A 20,310-nucleotide genomic window follows, 5' to 3' on the forward strand; every position below is an offset into this window, starting at 1 on the left:
CGTCCGCCGACGGCCGGTCGTCCCGCGCGGACGACCGGCCGTTTTTCTGAGGAAAACGCTACTGGCCTGACTGTTGCAATTGCGGTCGGACGGATTCGGATGACTGCGGACGACGGAGCTGATGGATGAACACCTCCAGCGAGAAGGTTGTCGAGGCCCTGCGTGCCGCGATGAAGGACGCGGAGCGGCTGCGCAGGCAGAACCGGCAACTGGTCGCCGCCGCCACCGAGCCGGTCGCGATCGTCGGCATGGCCTGCCGCTTCCCGGCCGGTATCGACTCCCCGGAACAGCTGTGGGACCTCGTCGCCGCCGGACGCGACGCCATCACCGGCTTCCCCACCAACCGGGGCTGGGACCTCGCCTCCCTGCTGGGCGCCGAGGTCGACGAACGCGGCAACAGCGTGAGCGTCCAGGGCGGCTTCCTGCCCGCCCTCGCCGAGTTCGACCCCGGATTCTTCGGCATCTCCCCGCGCGAAGCGGTCACCATGGACCCCCAGCAGCGCCTGCTCCTGGAGACCGCCTGGGAGGCCGTCGAACGCGCCGGCATCGACCCGGCCACCCTGCGCGGCTCCCGCACCGGCGTGTTCGTCGGCACCAACGGCCAGGACTACCAGCACCTGCTGATCCGCGGCCTCGACGACGCCACCGGCGACGTCGGCACCGGCATCGCCGCCTCCGCCGAGTCCGGCCGCATCTCCTACGCCCTCGGCCTGGAGGGCCCCACCGTCACCGTCGACACCGCGTGCTCCTCGTCCCTGGTGTCACTGCACCTCGCCGTGCACGCGCTGCGCGCCGGAGAGTGCTCCCTGGCACTCGCGGGCGGCGTCAACGTCATGTGCACGCCCGGTTCGCTCATCGAGTTCAGCCGCGCCGGCGGCCTCGCACGCGACGGCCGCTGCAAGGCGTTCTCCGACGACGCCGACGGCACCGGCTGGTCCGAGGGCGTCGGCATGCTGATGCTGGAACGCCTCTCCGACGCCATCGCCAACGGCCATCCCGTGCTCGCCGTGGTGCGCGGCAGCGCGGTCAACTCCGACGGCGCCTCGAACGGCTTCACCGCCCCCAACGGCCGCGCCCAGCAGCGCGTCATCCGCCAGGCCCTGGACCGCGCCGGGGTGCCCGCCGCCGAGGTGGACGTCGTCGAGGCCCACGGCACCGGCACGCCCCTCGGCGACCCCATCGAGGCCCGCAGCCTCCTCGCCACCTACGGCCAGGACCGCGACGTACCGCTCTACCTGGGCTCCGTGAAGTCCAACATCGGGCACACCCAGGCCGCCGCAGGTGTAGCCGGTGTCATCAAGATGGTCATGGCCATGCGCCACGGCGTCGTGCCGCGGACCCTGCATGTGTCACGACCGTCCACACACATCGACTGGGACACCGGCTCGGTGCGACTGGCCACCGCCGACACCGAGTGGCCCACCACCGGCCATCCGCGCCGCGCCGCCGTCTCGTCCTTCGGCGTCAGCGGGACCAACGCGCACGTGATCCTGGAGCAGGCGCCCGCGGGGGACACCCCCGAGCCCACGGTCCGCGCTTCGCACGGGGTGCCGTGGATCGTCTCGGCCAAGTCGGACGAGGCGTTGGGCGAGCAGGTCGGGGCGCTGCGGGGTATCGAGGGCGACGCGGTCGACATCGGCTTCTCCCTGGCGACCACGCGGTCGTTGTTCGAGCACCGGGCCGTGCTGCTGGACGGCGAGGAGATAGCCAGGGGAGTGGCGGTCGGCGTGAAGCCGGCGGCCGTGCTCTTTTCCGGGCAGGGGTCTCAACGTCTCGGCATGGGGCGGGAGTTGTACGAGCGGTTCCCGGTCTTCGCCGAGGCCCTGGACGCAGTACTCGCTCATCTCGACCCGGCGCTGCGGGACGTGATGTGGGGCGAGGACGAGGAGGCCCTGAACCGGACCGGTTGCACGCAACCGGCGTTGTTCGCCTTCGAGGTGGCGCTGTACCGGCTGGCGGAGTCCTTCGGCGTGCAGGCGGAGAGCTTTGCCGGTCATTCGATCGGTGAGATCGCGGCGGCGCATGTGGCGGGTGTCCTCAGCCTGGAGGACGCGGCGAAGCTGGTGTCGGCGCGGGCGGCGCTGATGCAGGCGCTGCCGCCCGGGGGCGCGATGGTGGCGATCGAGGCCACCGAAGAGGAAGTCGCCGCGCAGCTCACCGAGTTGGTGTCGATAGCGGCCGTGAACGGCCCCTCCTCGGTGGTGATCGCGGGTGACGAGGCTGCAGTCGAGCGGATCGCCGAAGTCTTCGGTGACCGCCGGACCAAGCGGCTGAAGGTCTCCCACGCCTTCCACTCGCCGCTGATGGACCCGATGCTGGACGACTTCCGTGCCGCCATCGCCGGGCTGACGTTCCGGGAGCCGCAGATCCCGATCGTGACCAACGGCGATGTGACCGACCCGGAGTACTGGGTCCGCCACGTCCGCGAGACGGTCCGCTTCCACGACCACGTCACCGCCCTCGGTGCGAAGGCGTTCCTGGAGATCGGCCCGGACAGCGTCCTGTCCGCGATGGCCGCCGCCGCGGGCGCAGTTGCCGTCCCCGCGCAGCGCAAGAACCTCGACGAGCCCACCGCCTTCGTCACCGCCCTGGCCCGCCTGCACGTGACAGGGACCGCCGTCGACTGGACGCCGTTCTACGAGGGCGGCCGCCGCACAGACCTCCCCACCTACCCCTTCCAACGGCAGCGTTACTGGCCGTCGGTGTCGGTCAGCGCCGGTGACGCTCACGGACTGGGACTCGCGCCCGCCGACCACCCCCTGCTCGGCGCGGCCATGACCGTCGCCGGGTCCGGGGAGCTGATCCTGACCGGGCGGTTGTCGCGGGCGACGCACCCGTGGCTGGCGGACGCGCCGCTCTTCCCCAGTGCCGGGGTGGTCGAGCTGGCGTTGCGTGCGGCGGACCAGGTCGGCTGCGAGCGGATCGAGGAACTCACCACTGTCGCCCCGCTGGTGCTGCCCGAGGCAGCGCTCGTGCAGGTGCAGTTGTGGGTCGGACGGCCGGACTCGGACGGGCGGCGGGAGCTGCGGTTCCACTCGCGGCTCGGCGACGGCGAGTGGATCGAGCACGCCACGGGCGTGCTCGCGCCCGGGGAGCGGACCGAGCGGTTCGACGGCTCCGTGTGGCCGCCGCCGGGCGCCAAGGTCGTCGGCATCGACGGCTTCTACGACGACACCGACCACGGCGAGGCGTTCCAGGGCCTCAGGGCGGTCTGGCGGCGCGGTGACGAGGTGTTCGCCGAGGTCGCCCTGCCCGGCGAGGCCAAGAGGTTCGGCATCCATCCCGCGCTGCTCGACGCCGCCGTGCACGCCGTCGCCCACCTGGGCCTCGAAGGCGTGGCCACCCACTGGCAGGACGTCAGCCTGCACGCCTCGGGCGCCGCCGTGCTGCGCGTGCGGCTGACGGCGAACGACGGCGGGGTCGCGCTCGCCGCCGCCGACCCGGCCGGCGCGCCCGTGCTCTCCGCCGCCCGTGTCACGGTCGAGGAGGTCGGCGAACTCGCCGCACGCACCGACGCGGACTCGCTGTTCCGGCTCGACTGGGTGCCCCAGGAGGTGCCGGAGCCCGGCCGGGAGCGCTGGGCGCTGCTTGGCGAGGACACCTTCGGGCTCGACGTGCAGGACTTCGTGTCTTCGTCGGCGGACGGGGCCGACCCGGACGTGGTCCTCGTACCCCTCATGGGGGAGCCCGGGCCCGAGTCCGCACACGCACTCGCGGCGCGGACGCTGGAGATCGTCCAGGAGTGGCTGCCGACGAGGGCACGCCTGGTGTTCGTGACGCGTGGCGCAGTGTCCGGCGAGGACGTGTCGGCGGGCGCCGTGTGGGGCTTGGTGCGCTCGGCGCAGTTGGAGCACCCGGGCCGGTTCCTGCTCGTCGACCTCGACGAGTCGGCGGAGTCGGCCGCCGTCCTGCCGGGCCTCCCCGCGCTCATCGACGCCGGTGAGACACAGGTCGTGGTGTACGACGGCGAGGTGCGCGTCGGCCGGCTGGCCAAGGCTCCCCGGTACGAGGGCGAGGCGCCCGACTGGACCGGCACCGTCCTGGTCACCGGCGGCACCGGCGGGCTCGGCGCGATCATGGCGCGGCACCTCGTGGAGCGCGGCGCCCGCAAGCTGCTGCTGGTCAGCAGGCGAGGGCAGGACGCGCCCGGGGCGGCGGAGCTGCGGGGCGAACTCGTCGCGCAGGGTGCGGAGGTGACCGTACGGTCCTGCGACGTCGGCGACCGCGAGGCGCTGGCCGCGCTGCTGGCCGACGTCGACGACCTCCGTGCCGTCGTCCACACGGCGGGCGTGCTCGACGACGGCGTCATCGGCTCGCTGACCGCGGACCGGCTCGACACCGTGCTGCGGCCCAAGGCCGACGCGGCCTGGCATCTGCACGAACTGACCCGGGACAAGGACCTCGCGGCGTTCGTCCTGTACTCGTCGGTGTCCGGCCTGCTCGGCGCCGCCGGGCAGGCCAACTACGCGGCGGGCAACACCTACCTGGACGCGCTCGCCGCGCACCGCCGCTCCCTCGGCCTGCCCGCGCTGTCGCTGGCGTGGGGCGCCTGGGACTCCGGCGCCGGCATGACCGCCACCCTGGACGCCACCGCCCTGCGCCGGATGCCCGTGCTGTCCGTCGCCCAGGGCCTGGCGCTGTTCGACGCGGCGCTGCGCTCCGACGAGCCCCTGCTCGCGCCCCTGGCCCCCGGCGCCTCCGGCGGCAGCGGCCCCGTACCGGCGCTGCTGCGCGGACTCACCCGCACCGGGCGCCGCGTCGCCGCCACCGCGTCCGGCGACACCGCCCAGCGGCTCGCCGGGCTGGCCGGCGAGGAACGGCAGCGGCTGCTGCTCGACCTCGTGCGCACCGAGGCCGCCAAGGTCATCGGGTACGACTCCGCCGACGCCGTGGGCGCGGAGAAGGAGTTCCGCGCGCTCGGCTTCGACTCGCTCACCGCGATCGAGCTGCGCAACGCCCTCACCGCGGCGACCGGGCTCACCCTGCCCGCGACCCTGATCTTCGACTATCCGACCCCGGCCGCGCTGGCCGACCACCTGCTGGCCGAACTCCTCGGTGAGAGCGGCGAGTTGGAAGCAGTGGCGCAGGACGTCGCCGACGCCGACGACCCGATCGTGATCGTCGGCATGGGCTGCCGGTTCCCCGGCGGAGTGCGCTCGCCCGAGGAGCTGTGGCGGCTGCTGTACGACGGCGAGGACGCCATCTCCGGCTTCCCCACGGACCGCGGCTGGGAGCAGGAGGCCCTCGCGGCGGGCGGCACGGGCGAGGGCGGATTCCTGTACGGGGCCGCCGAGTTCGACGCCGGCTTCTTCGGCATCTCCCCGCGCGAGGCCCTCGCCATGGACCCGCAGCAGCGCCAGCTGCTGGAGGTGGCCTGGGAGGCGGTCGAGCACGCCGGCATCGACGCCGCCACCCTGCGCGGCACCAAGACCGGTGTGTTCGTCGGCACCAACGGACAGGACTACACCAACCTCGTCCTGCGGGCGCGCGGCGACATCGAGGGCCACGCCAGCACGGGCCTCGCCGCCGCCGTGATCTCCGGCCGGCTGTCGTACGTGTTCGGCTTCGAAGGGCCCGCCCTCACCGTCGACACCGCGTGCTCGTCATCGCTGGTGGCCCTGCACCTCGCGGCGCAGTCCCTGCGCTCCGGCGAGTCCACGCTGGCCCTGGTCGGCGGTGTCACCGTCATGTCGACGCCGATGAACTTCGCCGGTTTCAACGCCCAGGGCGGCCTCGCGGCCGACGCCCGCTGCCGGGCCTTCTCCGACGACGCCGAGGGCACCGGCTGGTCCGAGGGCGCCGGCATCGTCGTACTGGAACGGCAGTCGGACGCCGTCCGCAACGGCCACCGGATTCTGGCCGTCGTACGAGGCTCGGCGGTCAACCAGGACGGGGCGTCGAATGGGCTCACGGCGCCGAACGGTCCCGCGCAGCAGCGGGTGATCCGGCAGGCGCTGGCGAACGCCGGGCTGTCCGCGGCGGACGTCGACGCCGTGGAGGCGCACGGCACCGGCACCCGGCTCGGCGACCCGATCGAGGCACAGGCGCTGATCGCCGCCTACGGGCGCGACCGCGAGACACCGCTCTACCTGGGTGCCGTCAAGTCCAACCTGGGCCACACCCAGGCGGCGGCGGGCGTCGCCGGAGTCATCAAGACCGTCCTGGCGTTGCGGAACGGAGTGCTGCCCAGGACCCTGCACGTCACCGAGCCGTCCTCGCACGTCGACTGGACGGCGGGCGCGGTCTCGCTGCTCACCGACAACACCCCCTGGCCCGAGGCGGACCGGCCGCGCCGGGCGGGTGTCTCCTCGTTCGGCCTCAGCGGCACCAACGCGCACATCATCCTGGAGCAGTGGCCCGCCGAACCCGCCGCCCCGGCCGCCGCGTCCCGTAAGGAACCGGTGCCGTGGCTCGTCTCCGCCAAGTCCGAGGCGGCGCTGCGGGCCCAGGTCGAGCAGGTGCGCGCGCTGACGGGCGACGACCCCGTCGACATCGGGTACTCGCTGGCAGCCTCCCGGACCCTGTTCGAGCACCGGGCCGTACTGCTCGACGGCACGGAACTCGCCTCCGGCGTCGCCGCCGACCGGACCCTCGCCGTGCTGTTCTCCGGGCAGGGCGCCCAACGCCTCGGCATGGGGAAGGAGGTGTACGCACGGCAGCCGGTGTTCGCCGCCGCGCTGGACGAGGTGCTGGCCCGGCTCGACCCGGCGGTCCGCGAGGTCATGTGGGGGGACGACGAGGCGGCGCTGAACCGGACCGGGCACACCCAGCCCGCCCTGTTCGCCGTCGAGGTCGCCCTCTACCGGCTGATCGCCTCCTACGGGGTCAGGCCGCGACTGCTGGCCGGGCACTCGGTCGGCGAGATCGCCGCCGCCCATGTCGCCGGGGTGCTCGACCTGGCCGACGCGGCCCGGCTCGTCACCGCCCGTGCCCGGCTGATGGAGGCGCTGCCCGTCGGCGGCGCGATGATCGCGATCCGGGCCACCGAACAGGAGGTCCTGCCGCATCTCACCCCCGAGGTGTCGATCGCCGCGGTCAACGGCCCGAACGCCGTGGTCGTGGCCGGAGCCGAGGCGGAGGCGGCGCGGGTCGCGGCCCACTTCGAGGGCATCGGGCGCAAGGCGACGCGGCTGCGGGTGTCCCACGCGTTCCACTCGCCGCTCATGGACCCCATGCTTGAGGACTTCCGCGCCGCGATCGCCGACCTGACGTTCCGGGAACCGAGCATCCCGGTCGTGACCAGCGGCGACGTGACCGATCCCGAGTACTGGGTGCGCCATGTGCGCGACGCGGTCCGGTTCCACGACAACGTCGTACGGCTGCGGGAGCGGGGCGCGACGGCGTTCCTGGAGGTCGGCCCCGACGGCGTGCTGTCCGCGCTTGTCGAGGACGCGGTGCCGGTGCTGCGCCGGGACCGCGACGAGGCGACCGCGCTGCTCACCGCCCTCGCCCGGCTGCACGTCAGCGGCGTCGAGGTCGACTGGTCACCCTGCTACCCCGGCGGGCGGCTCGTCGACCTGCCGACCTATCCGTTCCAGCACGAGCGGTACTGGCCCGAGACCGCCGACGCCGGGGCGATGGTGCAGGACCCGGCCGACGCCGCGTTCTGGGCCGCCGTGGAGAGCGCGGACGTCGCCTCCCTGTCCGCGACCCTCGGCCTCGACGCCGACACCCTCGACGGAGTGCTGCCCGCGCTGTCCGCGTGGCGGGGCCGCCGCAGGGCCCGCTCCACCGTGGACTCCTGGCTGCACCGCGAGACCTGGCAGCCCGTCACCGGACTCACCCCCGCCACGGGCCCTTGGCTGGTCGCCGTACCGCAGAACGCGGCCGACGACCCGTGGGCCGCCGCCGTCGTCACCGCCCTCGGCGATGCCACCCGCCTGGACGTCCCGACGGCGGCCGACCGCACCCAACTCGCCACGCTGCTCGCCGAGTTCGACACGACCCCGTATACCGGAGTCGTCTCTTTGCTGGCGCTCGACGACCCCGGCGACCAGACCCCGGCCGTCGCCACCGCCACCCTCCTCCAGGCCCTCGGCGACGCCGGGATCACCGCGCCCCTGTGGGCCGTGACCCGCGCGGCGGTGTCCGTCGGTCGCGCCGACCCCGTCGCCCACCCGTGGCAGGCCGGCGTCTGGGGACTCGGCCGGGTCGCCGCCCTGGAACACCCCGGGCGCTGGGGCGGCCTCGTCGACCTGCCCGAAGAGCTCGACGAACGCGCCGCGCGACGCCTGCTGACCGTCCTCGGCTCGACCGAGGACCAGGTCGCCGTACGCGACTCCGGTGTCTTCGGCCGACGTGTCGTCGTGGCGCCGCGCGCACCCGGCGGCCCCGAGTGGGAGCCCTCCGGCACCGTGGTCGTCACCGGCGGCACCGGCGCCCTCGGCCGCCACGTCGCCCGCGACCTCGCCGCCCGGGGCGCCGCCCGCGTCGTCCTGCTCAGCCGCCGGGGCCCGGACGCGCCCGGCGCCGCCGAGTTCCGCGCGGAACTGGGCGGAATCGGCGCGGACATCGTGATCGCCGCCTGCGACGCCGCCGACCGCGAGGCCGTCGCCGCGCTGCTGGACGGCATTGACGACCTCACCGCCGTAGTGCACGCCGCCGGTGTCCTCGACGACGGCGTCCTGGAAGGCCTGGCGCCCGAGCGGTTCGCCGATGTTTTCCGCGCCAAGGCGCAGGCCGCGTTCGTCCTCGACGAGCTGACCCGCGCACGCGACCTCGACGCCTTCGTGCTGTTCTCCTCGGTCGCCGGCGCGGTCGGCAACCCCGGGCAGGCCAACTACGCCGCCGCCAACGCCGTCCTCGACGCCCTCGCCCAGCGCCGGCGCGCCGCCGGTTTCGCCGCGACCTCCGTCGCCTGGGGAGCGTGGGCCGGCGACGGCATGGCCGGAGGCGAACGCGCCGCGGCCGCCATCCGGCAGACCGGCGCCACCAGCCTCGACACCGCCCTCGCGCTCGAAGCCCTGCGGCACGTCGTCGCCGAGCCCGCCGCGACCGCCGTCGTCGCCGACTTGCGCCACCCGCAGCTGCTCAGCGCCCTGCTGAGCCTGCGCCCCACCCCCGTCCTCGGCGAACTGCCCGGCGCGCGCGGCGTGCTCGACGCGCTCGACGCCGCACGGCGCGACAGCGAGTCCGTCGGCGCCGCCCTGCGCGGCAGCCTGCGCGCCCTGCCCGAGGGCGAACGCATCGCACCCGTACTGGAGTTGGTGCGTACCCGGGCGCCGCCGTGCTCGGCCACTCCGGCAAGGAGGCCGTCGCCGCGGACAAGGCGTTCCGCGACATCGGGTTCGACTCGCTCACCGCCGTCGACCTGCGCAACCAGCTCACCGAGGTCACCGGGCTCGCGCTGCCCGCCGGGCTCGTCTTCGACCATCCCAGCCCCCGCGCGCTCGCCGAGTTCCTGCTCGGCGAACTCCTCGGCACCGGGGCCGATCTGGCCGACACCGACGTGGTCCGCACCACGGACGACATCGCCATCGTCGGCATGGCCTGCCGCTTCCCCGGCGGCATCGACTCGCCCGAGGACCTGTGGGCGCTGCTCGTCGAGGGACGGGACGCGATCACCGAGTTCCCGGCGGACCGTGGCTGGGACCTCGGCGCCCTCGCCAGCTCTACCGGACGCGGCGGATTCCTCACCGGCGTCGCGGACTTCGACCCCGCCTTCTTCGGCATCTCGCCCCGCGAGGCCCTCGCCATGGACCCGCAGCAGCGGCTGCTCCTCGAAACGTCCTGGGAGGCGGTCGAACGCGCCGGCGTCGACCCCGGCTCGCTGCGCGGCAGCCGCACCGGCGTGTTCTACGGCACCAACGGGCAGGACTACCAGCACGTCGTGATGGCCTCCGACGAGGACCTGGAGGGCCACGCCGGCACCGGGCTCGCGGCCAGCGTGATCTCCGGGCGCGTCTCCTACGCGCTGGGCCTCGAAGGCCCCGCCGTCACCGTCGACACCGCATGCTCCTCGGCGCTGGTCGCGCTGCACCTCGCCGCGCAGGCGCTGCGGGCCGGCGAGTGCTCGCTCGCGTTCGCCGGCGGGGTGACGGTGATGGCGACGCCGACCAGCTTCTCCGGGTTCTCCCGGCAGGGCGGGCTCGCCCCGGACGGCCTGTGCAAGGCGTTCTCCGACGGCGCCGACGGCACCGGATGGTCCGAGGGCGTGGGCGTCCTCGTCGTCGAACGGCTCTCCGACGCGGTGGCCGCAGGGCACCCCGTCCTCGCCGTCGTACGCGGCTCCGCCTTCAACCAGGACGGCGCCTCCAACGGCCTCACGGCGCCGAACGGCCCGTCGCAGCAGCGCGTCATCCGGCAGGCGCTGGCCAGCGGCGGACTGCGGCCCGCCGACGTCGACGCCGTCGAGGCCCACGGCACTGGCACCACCCTCGGCGACCCCATCGAGGCCGAGGCCCTCATCGCCGCCTACGGCCAGGACCGGCCCGCCGACCGGCCGCTGCGGCTCGGCTCCGTCAAGTCGAACCTGGGCCACACCCAGGCCGCGGCGGGCGCGGCCGGCGTCATCAAGACGGTGCTGGCGCTGCGGAACGGCGTGCTGCCCCGGACCCTCCACGTCACCGAACCGTCGTCGCACATCGACTGGTCCACCGGCGCCGTATCGCTCCTGACCGAGACCACGGACTGGCCCGCGACCGGCGGCCGGCCGCGCCGCGCCGGCGTCTCCTCCTTCGGCATCAGCGGCACCAACGCGCACGTGATCCTGGAGGAGGCACCCGCCCGGGAACTGCCCGCCCCCGAGGCTCCCGCCGCCCGCCAGGGCGCCGCGCCCGCCCCCGAGCATGCGCCACCGGCCCCGTGGATCGTCTCCGCGAAGTCCCCGGCCTCGCTCCGCGCCCAGGTCGAGAAGACGGCCCAACTCCCGGGCGACCCCGCCGACATCGGCTACTCGCTGGTCGCCTCCCGGACCCTGTTCGAGCACCGTGCGGTGCTGCTCGACGGCGCCGAGATCGCCTCCGGCGTGGCGGCCGAGCAGACCCTCGCGGTGCTGTTCTCCGGGCAGGGCTCCCAGCGTCTCGGCATGGGCCGCGAGCTGTACGAGCGGTTCCCGGTCTTCGCCACCGCCCTGGACGACGCACTCGTCCACCTCGACCCGGCCCTGCGCGAGGTGATCTGGGGCGACGACGCGGAGGCACTGAACCGCACCGGGAACACCCAGCCCGCGCTGTTCGCCGTAGAAGTCGCCCTGTACCGGCTCCTGGAGTCCTTCGGCGTCCGGCCCGCGTTTCTCGCCGGCCACTCCATCGGCGAGATCGCCGCGGCCCACGTCGCCGGGGTGCTGACGCTCGCCGACGCCGCCGAACTGGTCACCGCCCGCTCCGCCCTCATGGACGCGCTGCCGCCCGGCGGCGCCATGGTCGCCGTACAGGCCACCGAGGCCGAAGTCGTCCCGCACCTCACCGCGAACGTCTCGGTCGCCGCCGTCAACGGGCCCGACTCCGTGGTCATCGCGGGCGACGAGCACGAGGTGCTGCGCATCGCCGAACGGTGGAGGCACAAGCGGCTGAAGGTGTCGCACGCCTTCCACTCCCCGCTGATGGACCCGATGCTCGACGACTTCCGTACGGCCGTCGCCGGGCTGTCCTTCCACGAGCCCGCGATCCCGCTGTTCACCAGCGGCGATGTCACCGACCCCGAGTACTGGGTCGCCCACGTCCGGGACGCGGTGCGGTTCGCCGACAACGTGGACCGGCTGCGCGCGGCGGGCGCCACCAGGTTCCTGGAGGTCGGGCCCGACGGCGTGCTGTCGGCCCTCGTCGACGGTGCCGTGCCCGCGCTGCGCAGGGACCGTCCCGAGGCGACCGCCCTGGCCACCGCCCTCGCCCGGCTGCACGTCGACGGCGTGCCCGTCGACTGGGCGCCGTGGTTCCCGCAGGGCCGCCTCGTCGACCTGCCCACCTACGCCTTCGACCACCAGCGCTTCTGGCCCCGCGCCTCCGTCGGCGGCCGCGCAGGCGACCCCACCGCTTACGGGCTCGCCCCGGGCGGCCACCCGCTGCTCGGCGCCTCGGTGTCCGTCGCCGGCACCGACGAACTGGTGCTGTCGGGCCGACTGTCCCCGGCGCTCCAACCGTGGCTCGCCGACCATGTCGTAGGCGGCGCGGTGCTGTTCCCCGGCACCGGGTTCCTGGACCTCGCCATCCGCGCCGGCGATGTCACCGGCTGCGACCGCGTGGACGGACTCACCATCGTCGTACCCCTGGTCCTGCCCGAACGCGACGCCGTGCCCGTCCAGGTCCGCGTCGGCGCCCCCGACGACAGCGGCCAGCGCGCGGTGAGCGTCCACTCCCGCCCGACCGGCTCCGACACCTGGGTCCAGCACGCGAGCGGCACCCTCGCCGAGGGCCCGCACCAGGCCACCCTCGACACCGCGCAGTGGCCGCCCGCCGGAGCTGACCCCGTCGACCTGGACGGCTTCTACGACACCCTGGGCGAGGCCGGCCTGTCCTACGGGCCGGTGTTCCGGGGCCTGAAGGCCGCCTGGCGCGCGGGCGGCGACGTCTACGTCGAGGTCGCGCTGCCCGACGACGCCGAGGACGCGGCCAGGTTCGGTGTGCACCCTGCCCTGCTGGACTCCGCCCTGCACGCCATCACGTTCGTCGAGGGCGCGGGCCAGGGCCTGCCCTTCGAGTGGAACGGCGTGTCCCTGCACGCCATCGGCCCGTCGCGGCTGCGCGTCCGGCTGTCACCCGCCGGCGGCGACGCCGTCTCCGTCACCGCGGTCGACGCCGAGGGCGCCCCGGTCCTGTCGGCCAAGTCCCTCGTGGTGCGCAGACCGTCCACCGAACGGCCCGCACCCGGCGCCGACCTGCGCGACTCCCTGTTCCGCGTCGAGTGGACGCGCACACCGCTCCCCGACGTGGATGCCGAAGCCGCCGACATACGGATCGTCGAGGTCACCGGCGGCACCGACGCCGCCTCCGCGCACACCGAGACCGCCCGGGTGCTGGACCTCCTCCAACAGGCCGACCAGCGCACGGTGTTCGTGACCCGCGGCGCTGCCGCCATCGGCGACGAACCCGTCACCGACCTCGGCGCAGCCGCCGTGTGGGGCCTCGTGCGCAGCGCCCAGGCCGAGAACCCCGGCCGGTTCCTGCTCGTCGACCTCGACGCCGGCGGCGAGCTCAGCCCCGGCATGCTGGTCAGCGAGGAACAGCAGCTGATCGTGCGCGACGGCGTCACCTACGCCGGCCGACTCGCACGGATCGCCGGCGGACCGTCCCTCGTGCCGCCCGTGGGCGTGGCGTGGCGGCTCGACACCACCGCCAAGGGCAGCGTCGATGCGCTGACCCTCGCCCCCTGCCCCGAGGTCGCCGAACCCCTCACGGGCCGGCAGGTGCGGGTCGCCATCCGCGCGGCGGGCCTCAACTTCCGCGACGTCTTGAACGCACTCGGCATGTACCCGGGCGAGGCAGGCTCCTTCGGCGCCGAGGCGGCCGGCGTCGTCGTCGAGACCGGCCCCGACGTGACCGGGCTGCGCCCCGGCGACCCGGTCTTCGGCATGCTGTTCGGCGGCATGGGCCCGCTCGGCGTCATCGACGAGCGCTACCTCACCCGGCTTCCCGACGGCTGGACCTTCGAACAGGGCGCCTCCGTTCCGCTGGTGTTCCTCACCGCGTACTACGCGCTCGTCGAACTCGGCCAGGTGCGGCCCGGCGAGAAGGTCCTCGTCCACGCGGGCGCCGGCGGCGTCGGCATGGCGGCCGTGCAGGTCGCCCGGCACCTGGGCGCCGAGGTGTTCGCCACCGCGAGCGAGGGCAAGTGGGACGTGCTGCGCGGCCTCGGCCTGGATGACGACCACATCGCCTCCTCCCGAGACACGGCGTTCGAGACGAAGTTCGCCCAGGCCGGTCGGTCCAGTCGGTCCAGTCAGTTCAGTCAGTCCGGCCAGGGCATTGACGTCGTACTCAACGCGCTGACCGGCGAGTTCATCGACGCCTCGCTGCGACTGCTCGGTGCGGGCGGCCGGTTCCTGGAGATGGGCAAGACCGATCTGCGCGAGGACCCGCCCGGCATCGCCTACCGGCCCTTCGACCTCGGCGAGGCCCACCCCGACCACATCCAGCGGATGCTGCACGCCCTCGTCGAGATGTTCGACCAGGGGGTCCTGGAGCCGCTGCCGATCAGCACCTGGGACGTACGGCGGGCCCGGGACGCGTTCCGGTACATGAGCCGCGCCCAGCACATCGGCAAGATCGTCATCACCGTGCCGGGCGGCTGGGACCCCGACGGCACGGTCCTGATCACCGGCGGCACCGGCGGGCTCGGCGCGGAACTCGCCCGCCACCTCGTCGAGCGCGGCGCCACCAGGCTGCTGCTGCTCAGCCGACGCGGCCTGGATGCGCCCGGTGCGCTGGAGCTGCAGGCCGAACTGCTGGCCCACGGCGCCGACGTCACCGTCGCAGCGTGCGACGCCGCCGACCGGGACGCGCTCGCGGCGGTCCTGGACGGCGTGGACGACCTCACCGCGGTCGTCCACACGGCCGGTGTGCTGGACGACGGCGTGATCGCCTCGCTGACCCCGGACCGGCTCGGCACCGTGCTGCGGCCCAAGGCGGACGCCGCCTGGAACCTGCACGAGCTGACCCGGGACAAGGACCTCGCGGCGTTCGTCCTGTACTCGTCGGTGTCCGGCGTGCTGGGCACCGCGGGGCAGGGCAACTACGCGGCGGGCAACGCCTTCCTCGACGCCCTCGCCCAGTACCGGCGCTCGCTCGGGCTGCCCGCGCTCTCCCTGGCGTGGGGCGCGTGGAGTTCCGAGGCCGGCATGACCCGCACGATGGACGCGGCGGCGCTGGAGCGGCTGGAGAAGTCCAGCATGCCGCCGATGCCCCTGGAGCACGGCCTCGCCCTGTTCGACGCGGCCACCGCGGTCGACGAACCGCTGCTGGTGTCGGCCCGCGTCATCACCGGCACGGTCACCACCGGCTTCGTGCCGCCGCTGCTGCGTAACCTGCTGCGGGGCCGCCGTACGGCCACCTCGGGCGGCACGGCGGCCGGGGCGCTGCGGCGGCTCGACGACGCCCGCCCCGCCGACCGGGTGCGCGCCCTCGTCGACGTGGTGCGCGGCGAGGCGGCAGCGGTGCTCGGGCACGCCTCGCCGGACGCCGTGGACGCCGACCGCGAGTTCCGCGCCCTCGGCTTCGACTCGCTCACCTCGGTGGAACTGCGCAACCGCCTCGGCGCGGCCACCGGCCTGACCCTGCCCGCGACCCTGGTGTTCGACTACCCGACCCCGCAGGCACTCGGCGAGTACCTGGTCGCCGAGGTGTTCGGCGGCCCGGCAGGCGCCGAGGAGCCCGACCTGCCGTCTGTCGCGGCACGGCACGACGGCGAGGCGGTGGCGATCGTCGGCATCGCCTGCCGCTTCCCCGGCGGCGTCGACGGCCCCGAGGACCTCTGGGAGCTGGTCGCCGGGGGCCGTGACGCGATCACGCCGTTCCCCACCGACCGGGGCTGGGACGAGAACCTGGTCGGCGAGGGCGCCGGCCGCAGTGTCACCGGACAGGGCGGCTTCATCGAGGGCATCGCCGACTTCGACGCCGCGTTCTTCGGCATCTCGCCCCGCGAGGCCGTGTCCATGGACCCGCACCAGCGCCTCGTCCTGGAGACCTCCTGGGAGGCCCTGGAGCGCACCGGCATCGACCCGGTGGCGCTGCGCGGCACCCGTACCGGCGTCTACATCGGCGCCTCCGGGCAGGACTACGCGCACCTGATGCTCAACTCCGAGCAGTCCCTGGAGGGTTACTCCGGCACCGGCACCTCGCCGAGCGTCATCGCCGGCCGGCTGTCCTACGCGCTGGGCCTCGAAGGCCCGTCGATGACGGTCGACACGGCCTGCTCCTCCGCGCTCGTCTCCCTGCACCTGGCCGTGCAGGCGCTGCGCGGCGGGGAATGCTCGCTGGCGCTGGCCGGCGGCGTGCAGGTGATGTCGGCCCCCGGCGCGTTCATGGAGTTCAGCCTGCAGAGCGGGCTCGCCCCCGACGGCCGCTGCAAGCCGTTCTCCGACAGCGCGGACGGCACCGCCTGGTCCGAGGGCATCGGCGTGCTCGTCGTCGAGCGGCTCTCCGACGCCGTGCGCAGCGGGCACGAGGTGCTCGCCGTCGTATGCGGTTCGGCGATCAACCAGGACGGTGCGTCCAACGGCCTGACCGCGCCCAACGGTCCCTCGCAGCAGCGGGTGATCCGGCAGGCGCTGGCCAGCGGCGGACTGCAGCCCGCCGACGTGGACGCCGTCGAGGCGCACGGCACCGGCACCACGCTCGGCGACCCCATCGAGGCCCAGGCCCTCATCGCCGCCTACGGCCAGGACCGCGACGCCGACCGGCCGCTGCTGCTCGGCTCGATCAAGTCGAACATCGGCCACACCCAGGCCGCCGCCGGCGTCGCCGGGGTGATCAAGATGGTGATGGCGCTGCGCCACGAGGTACTCCCGAGCACCCTGAACGTCACCGAGCCGACCACCCACGTCGACTGGTCCGCCGGATCGGTGTCCCTGCTCACCGAGGCCACCCCATGGCCCACCGCGGACCGGCCGCGCCGCGCGGGCGTCTCCTCGTTCGGCCTCAGCGGCACCAACGCGCACGTCATCCTGGAGCAGGCCCCGCGGTCCGCTGAGAAGGCGCCGACCCCCGCCCCTGGCGCGGCACGACCGCCGGCCGCCTGGACCGTCTCCGCCAAGTCCGAAGCGGCGCTGGACGCCCAGCTCACCCGGCTCCGCGCGGTCGAGGCCGACCCGCTCGACGTCGGACTCTCCCTGCTCGACCGGTCCCGGTTCGAGCACCGCGCCGTACTCCTGGACGGCCACGAGATCGCCCGCGGCCGCGCAGGACGGCCCGAACTCGCCGTGCTGTTCTCCGGTCAGGGCGCCCAACGCCTGGGCATGGGACGGGAGTTGTACGACCGGTTCCCGGTGTTCCGTGCCGCGCTGGACGAGGTGCTGGCGCTGCTGGAGCCGGGGCTGCGCGACGTGATCTGGGGCGAGGACGAGGAGGCGCTGAACCGGACCGGGCACACCCAGCCCGCGCTGTTCGCCGTCGAGGTCGCCCTCTACCGGCTCGTCGAGTCCTACGGCGTCCGGCCCGCCTTCGTCGGCGGGCACTCCGTCGGCGAGATCGCCGCCGCGCACGTCGCTGGAGTGCTCACGCTGAAGGACGCGGCCACGCTGGTCACCGCGCGCGCCCGGCTGATGCAGGCGCTGCCCGCGGGCGGCGCGATGATCGCGATCCAGGCGACCGAGGACGAGGTGGCCCGGCTCCTCACCGCGAACGTCTCTATCGCCGCCGTCAACGGGCCCGACTCCGTCGTGCTCGCCGGTGACGAGAGCGAGGCCCGGAAGATCGCCGACGACTTCGCGAAGAACGGGCGGAAGACCAAGCGGCTGCCGGTCAGCCACGCCTTCCACTCGCCGCTGATGGAGCCGATGCTCGACGACTTCCGTGAGCTGCTCGCGGATCTGTCGTTCGCCCCGCCGCAGATCCCCGTGGTGTCCAACCTGACCGGACAGCTCGTCACCGGCGACGAGCTGTGCTCGCCGCACTACTGGGTCCGCCATGTCCGTGAGCCCGTCCGCTTCGCCGACGGCGTCGCCGCGCTCGAAGCCGCAGGCACGGACACGGTCCTGGAGATAGGTCCCACCGGTGTGCTCTCGGCCCTGCTCACCGAGTCCGCTTCCGCCGCGGCGATCCCGCTGCTGCGCGGCGACCGGGACGAGCCCACCGCCCTGCTCACCGCACTCGCCCGGCTGCACGTCACGGGCGTGCACGTCGACTGGACGCCGCTGTTCGAGGGCACCGGCGCCCGCCGGGTCGCGCTGCCGACGTACGCCTTCCAGCACGAGCGCTACTGGCCGACGCCGCTGCGGCAGACCGGTGACGTGAGCGCCGTCGGGCTCGGCCCCGTCGATCACCCCATCCTCGGCGCCGCCATGGCCGTCGCCGGGTCGGACGCGGTGGTGTTCACCAACCGGCTCCCGGTCGGCTTCCCCGAGACCGCGTTCGCCGAGATCGCGTTCCGCGCCGCCGACCAGGTGGGCCTCGGCACCGTCGAGTCCCTCACCGCCACCGCCCCGCTGACGGCGGGCGTGCTCCAGGTGTGGGTGGGCGCACCCGACGGCGACGGCAAGCGGGAGCTGACCGTTCACTCACGCGCTGACGGCGACGGGCCCTGGACTCCGCTCGCCTCCGGTGTCCTCGCGCCGGGCGAGCATGTCGCCGACTTCACGGGCGACGGCTGGACGCCCGTCGAAATCCCCGAAGGCGCCGCCGACGCCCAGTTCTACGGCGTGCACCCGGCGCTGCTGGACTGCGCCGTGCGGGACGGCGAGGCGGACCGGGTGCCCCTGGAGTGGCACGGCGTCTCCCTGCACGCCGTCGGCGCCTCGGCGCTGCGCGTGCGGTGGGGCGCCGACGGCTCGTTCGCCGCCGCCGACGGCAACGGAGCGCCGGTCCTCTCCGCCCGGTCGGTCACCTTCGGCGCCCCCCTCGCCGGACGCGCCGCCCAGAAGGACCTGTTCCGGCTCGACTGGGTGCCCGCGCATCTCGACGCGGCCGGTGCGCCGACCGTGGCACGGGTGACGGACCTCGCCGAGGTCGGCACCACCGTGCCCGACGTGGTCGCCCTCGCCCCGGAGGCCGCCCGCGACGGCGACGTGCCGGGCGAGGCTCACGCGCTCGCCGGGCGCGCCCTGGCCGCCGTACGGGACTTCCTCGACGGCGACCGGTACGCCGACGCCCGCCTGGTGTTCACCACCCGCCCCGGCGACCTCGCGGCGGCCACCGTGTGGGGCCTGGTGCGCTCCGCGCAGTCCGAGAACCCCGGCCGGCTCCTGCTCGTCGAGAGCGACGACCCGGCGGCCGCCCTGCCGCTCGCGCCCGCGCTGCTCGACTCCGGTGAGACCCAGGTCGTCGTACGCGACGGCGAGGTGCTGGTCGGACGGCTCGCCCGGGTCACCGGCGACGGCACACCGCGCGACTGGGACCCGGACGGCACCGTCCTGATCACCGGCGGGACCGGCGGCCTCGGCGCCGCACTCGCCCGCCACCTGGTGACGCGACGCGGCGTCAGGAACCTGCTGCTCGTCTCCCGCCGGGGGCCGGACGCACCGGAGGCCGAGGCGCTGCGCGCGGAACTCGCCGGGTACGGCGCCGAGGTGACCGTCGCAGCGTGCGACGTCGCCGACCGCGCGGAGGTCGCCGAGCTGGTCGCGTCGGTGCCCGCGCTCACGGCGGTGGTGCACACGGCGGGCGTGCTCGACGACTGCGTGATCGGCTCCCTGACCCCCGAACGGCTCGACGCGGTGCTGCGCCCCAAGGTCGACGGCGCCTGGAACCTGCACGAGGCGACCCGCGAGCACCGCTTGGCGGCGTTCGTCCTGTACTCGTCGGTGGCCGGTGTCACCGGCGCCGCCGGGCAGGCCAACTACGCGGCGGCCAACGCCTTCCTCGACGCCCTCGCCGCCCACCGGCAGGGCCTCGGCCTCGCCGCCACCTCCCTGGCGTGGGGGCCGTGGGCGCAGGACAGAGGCATGACCGCCCACCTCGCCGAGGGCGCCATGGACCGCCTCGGACGCTCCGGGATGCCACCGCTGTCCGAGGCACAGGGCCTCGCACTGTTCGACGATGCCATCGCCCGCGACGAGGCGCTGCTGGTGCCCGCGCTGATCGCCACCGGCCGTACCGAACGGCCCGTCGAGGTCGCGGCGGTGCTGCGCGGCCTGGTGCGCGGCGGCAAGCGCACCGCAGGCGGCGGCACGACCGGGACCGCACCCGACCTGGCGGGCCTGCTCGCCGAGCTGCCGCCCGAGGAGGGCGCCAAGTACCTGCTGGACCTGGTGTGCGGACACGCCGCCGGCGTCCTCGGGCACGCCACACCTGCCGCGATCGACGCCGACAAGGAGTTCCGCTCGCTCGGCTTCGACTCGCTCACCGCGGTGGAACTGCGCAACAGCCTGTCGTCGGCGACCGGCCTGAAGCTCGCCGCCACCCTGGTGTTCGACCACCCGACCCCGCAGGAACTCGCCGACCAACTGGCCGGCGAACTGCTGGGCGCCGCCCCCGAGACCCCGGCGATCACCGCCGAACTCGACCGGCTGGAGGCGGCCCTCGCCGCCGGCACCCACGACGACCTCGCACAGTCGGGCGCCCTGGCCCGGCTGCGCAACCTCCTCGCCCAGTACGGCGGATCCGCCGCGCCCCAGGAGGAGACGGCGGTGGCCGACCGCCTCAGCGCCGCGAGCACCGACGAGGTCCTCGCCTTCATCGACAACGAACTCGGCCGACGTACCGAGAGCTGACCAGGAAGGTT

The 20,310-nt window shown here is 74.4% G+C and carries 1 protein-coding gene and 1 pseudogene; both read left to right on the forward strand.

Features of this window, described 5'->3' with window-relative positions:
- Nucleotides 1–170: 170 nt before the first annotated feature.
- A pseudogene (locus AB5J49_RS44100) lies at nucleotides 171–9,161 on the forward strand (type I polyketide synthase); the annotation flags it as partial.
- A 65-nt stretch (nucleotides 9,162–9,226) separates the two neighbouring features.
- Nucleotides 9,227–20,299: an SDR family NAD(P)-dependent oxidoreductase gene (locus tag AB5J49_RS44105; protein WP_369174492.1), complete on the forward strand. Its 11,073-nt coding sequence runs from the start codon at nucleotides 9,227–9,229 to the stop codon at nucleotides 20,297–20,299.
- Nucleotides 20,300–20,310 lie beyond the last annotated feature (11 nt).

Origin of the sequence: Streptomyces sp. R28 (assembly GCF_041052385.1) — a bacterium.
Taxonomy (GTDB): domain Bacteria; phylum Actinomycetota; class Actinomycetes; order Streptomycetales; family Streptomycetaceae; genus Streptomyces.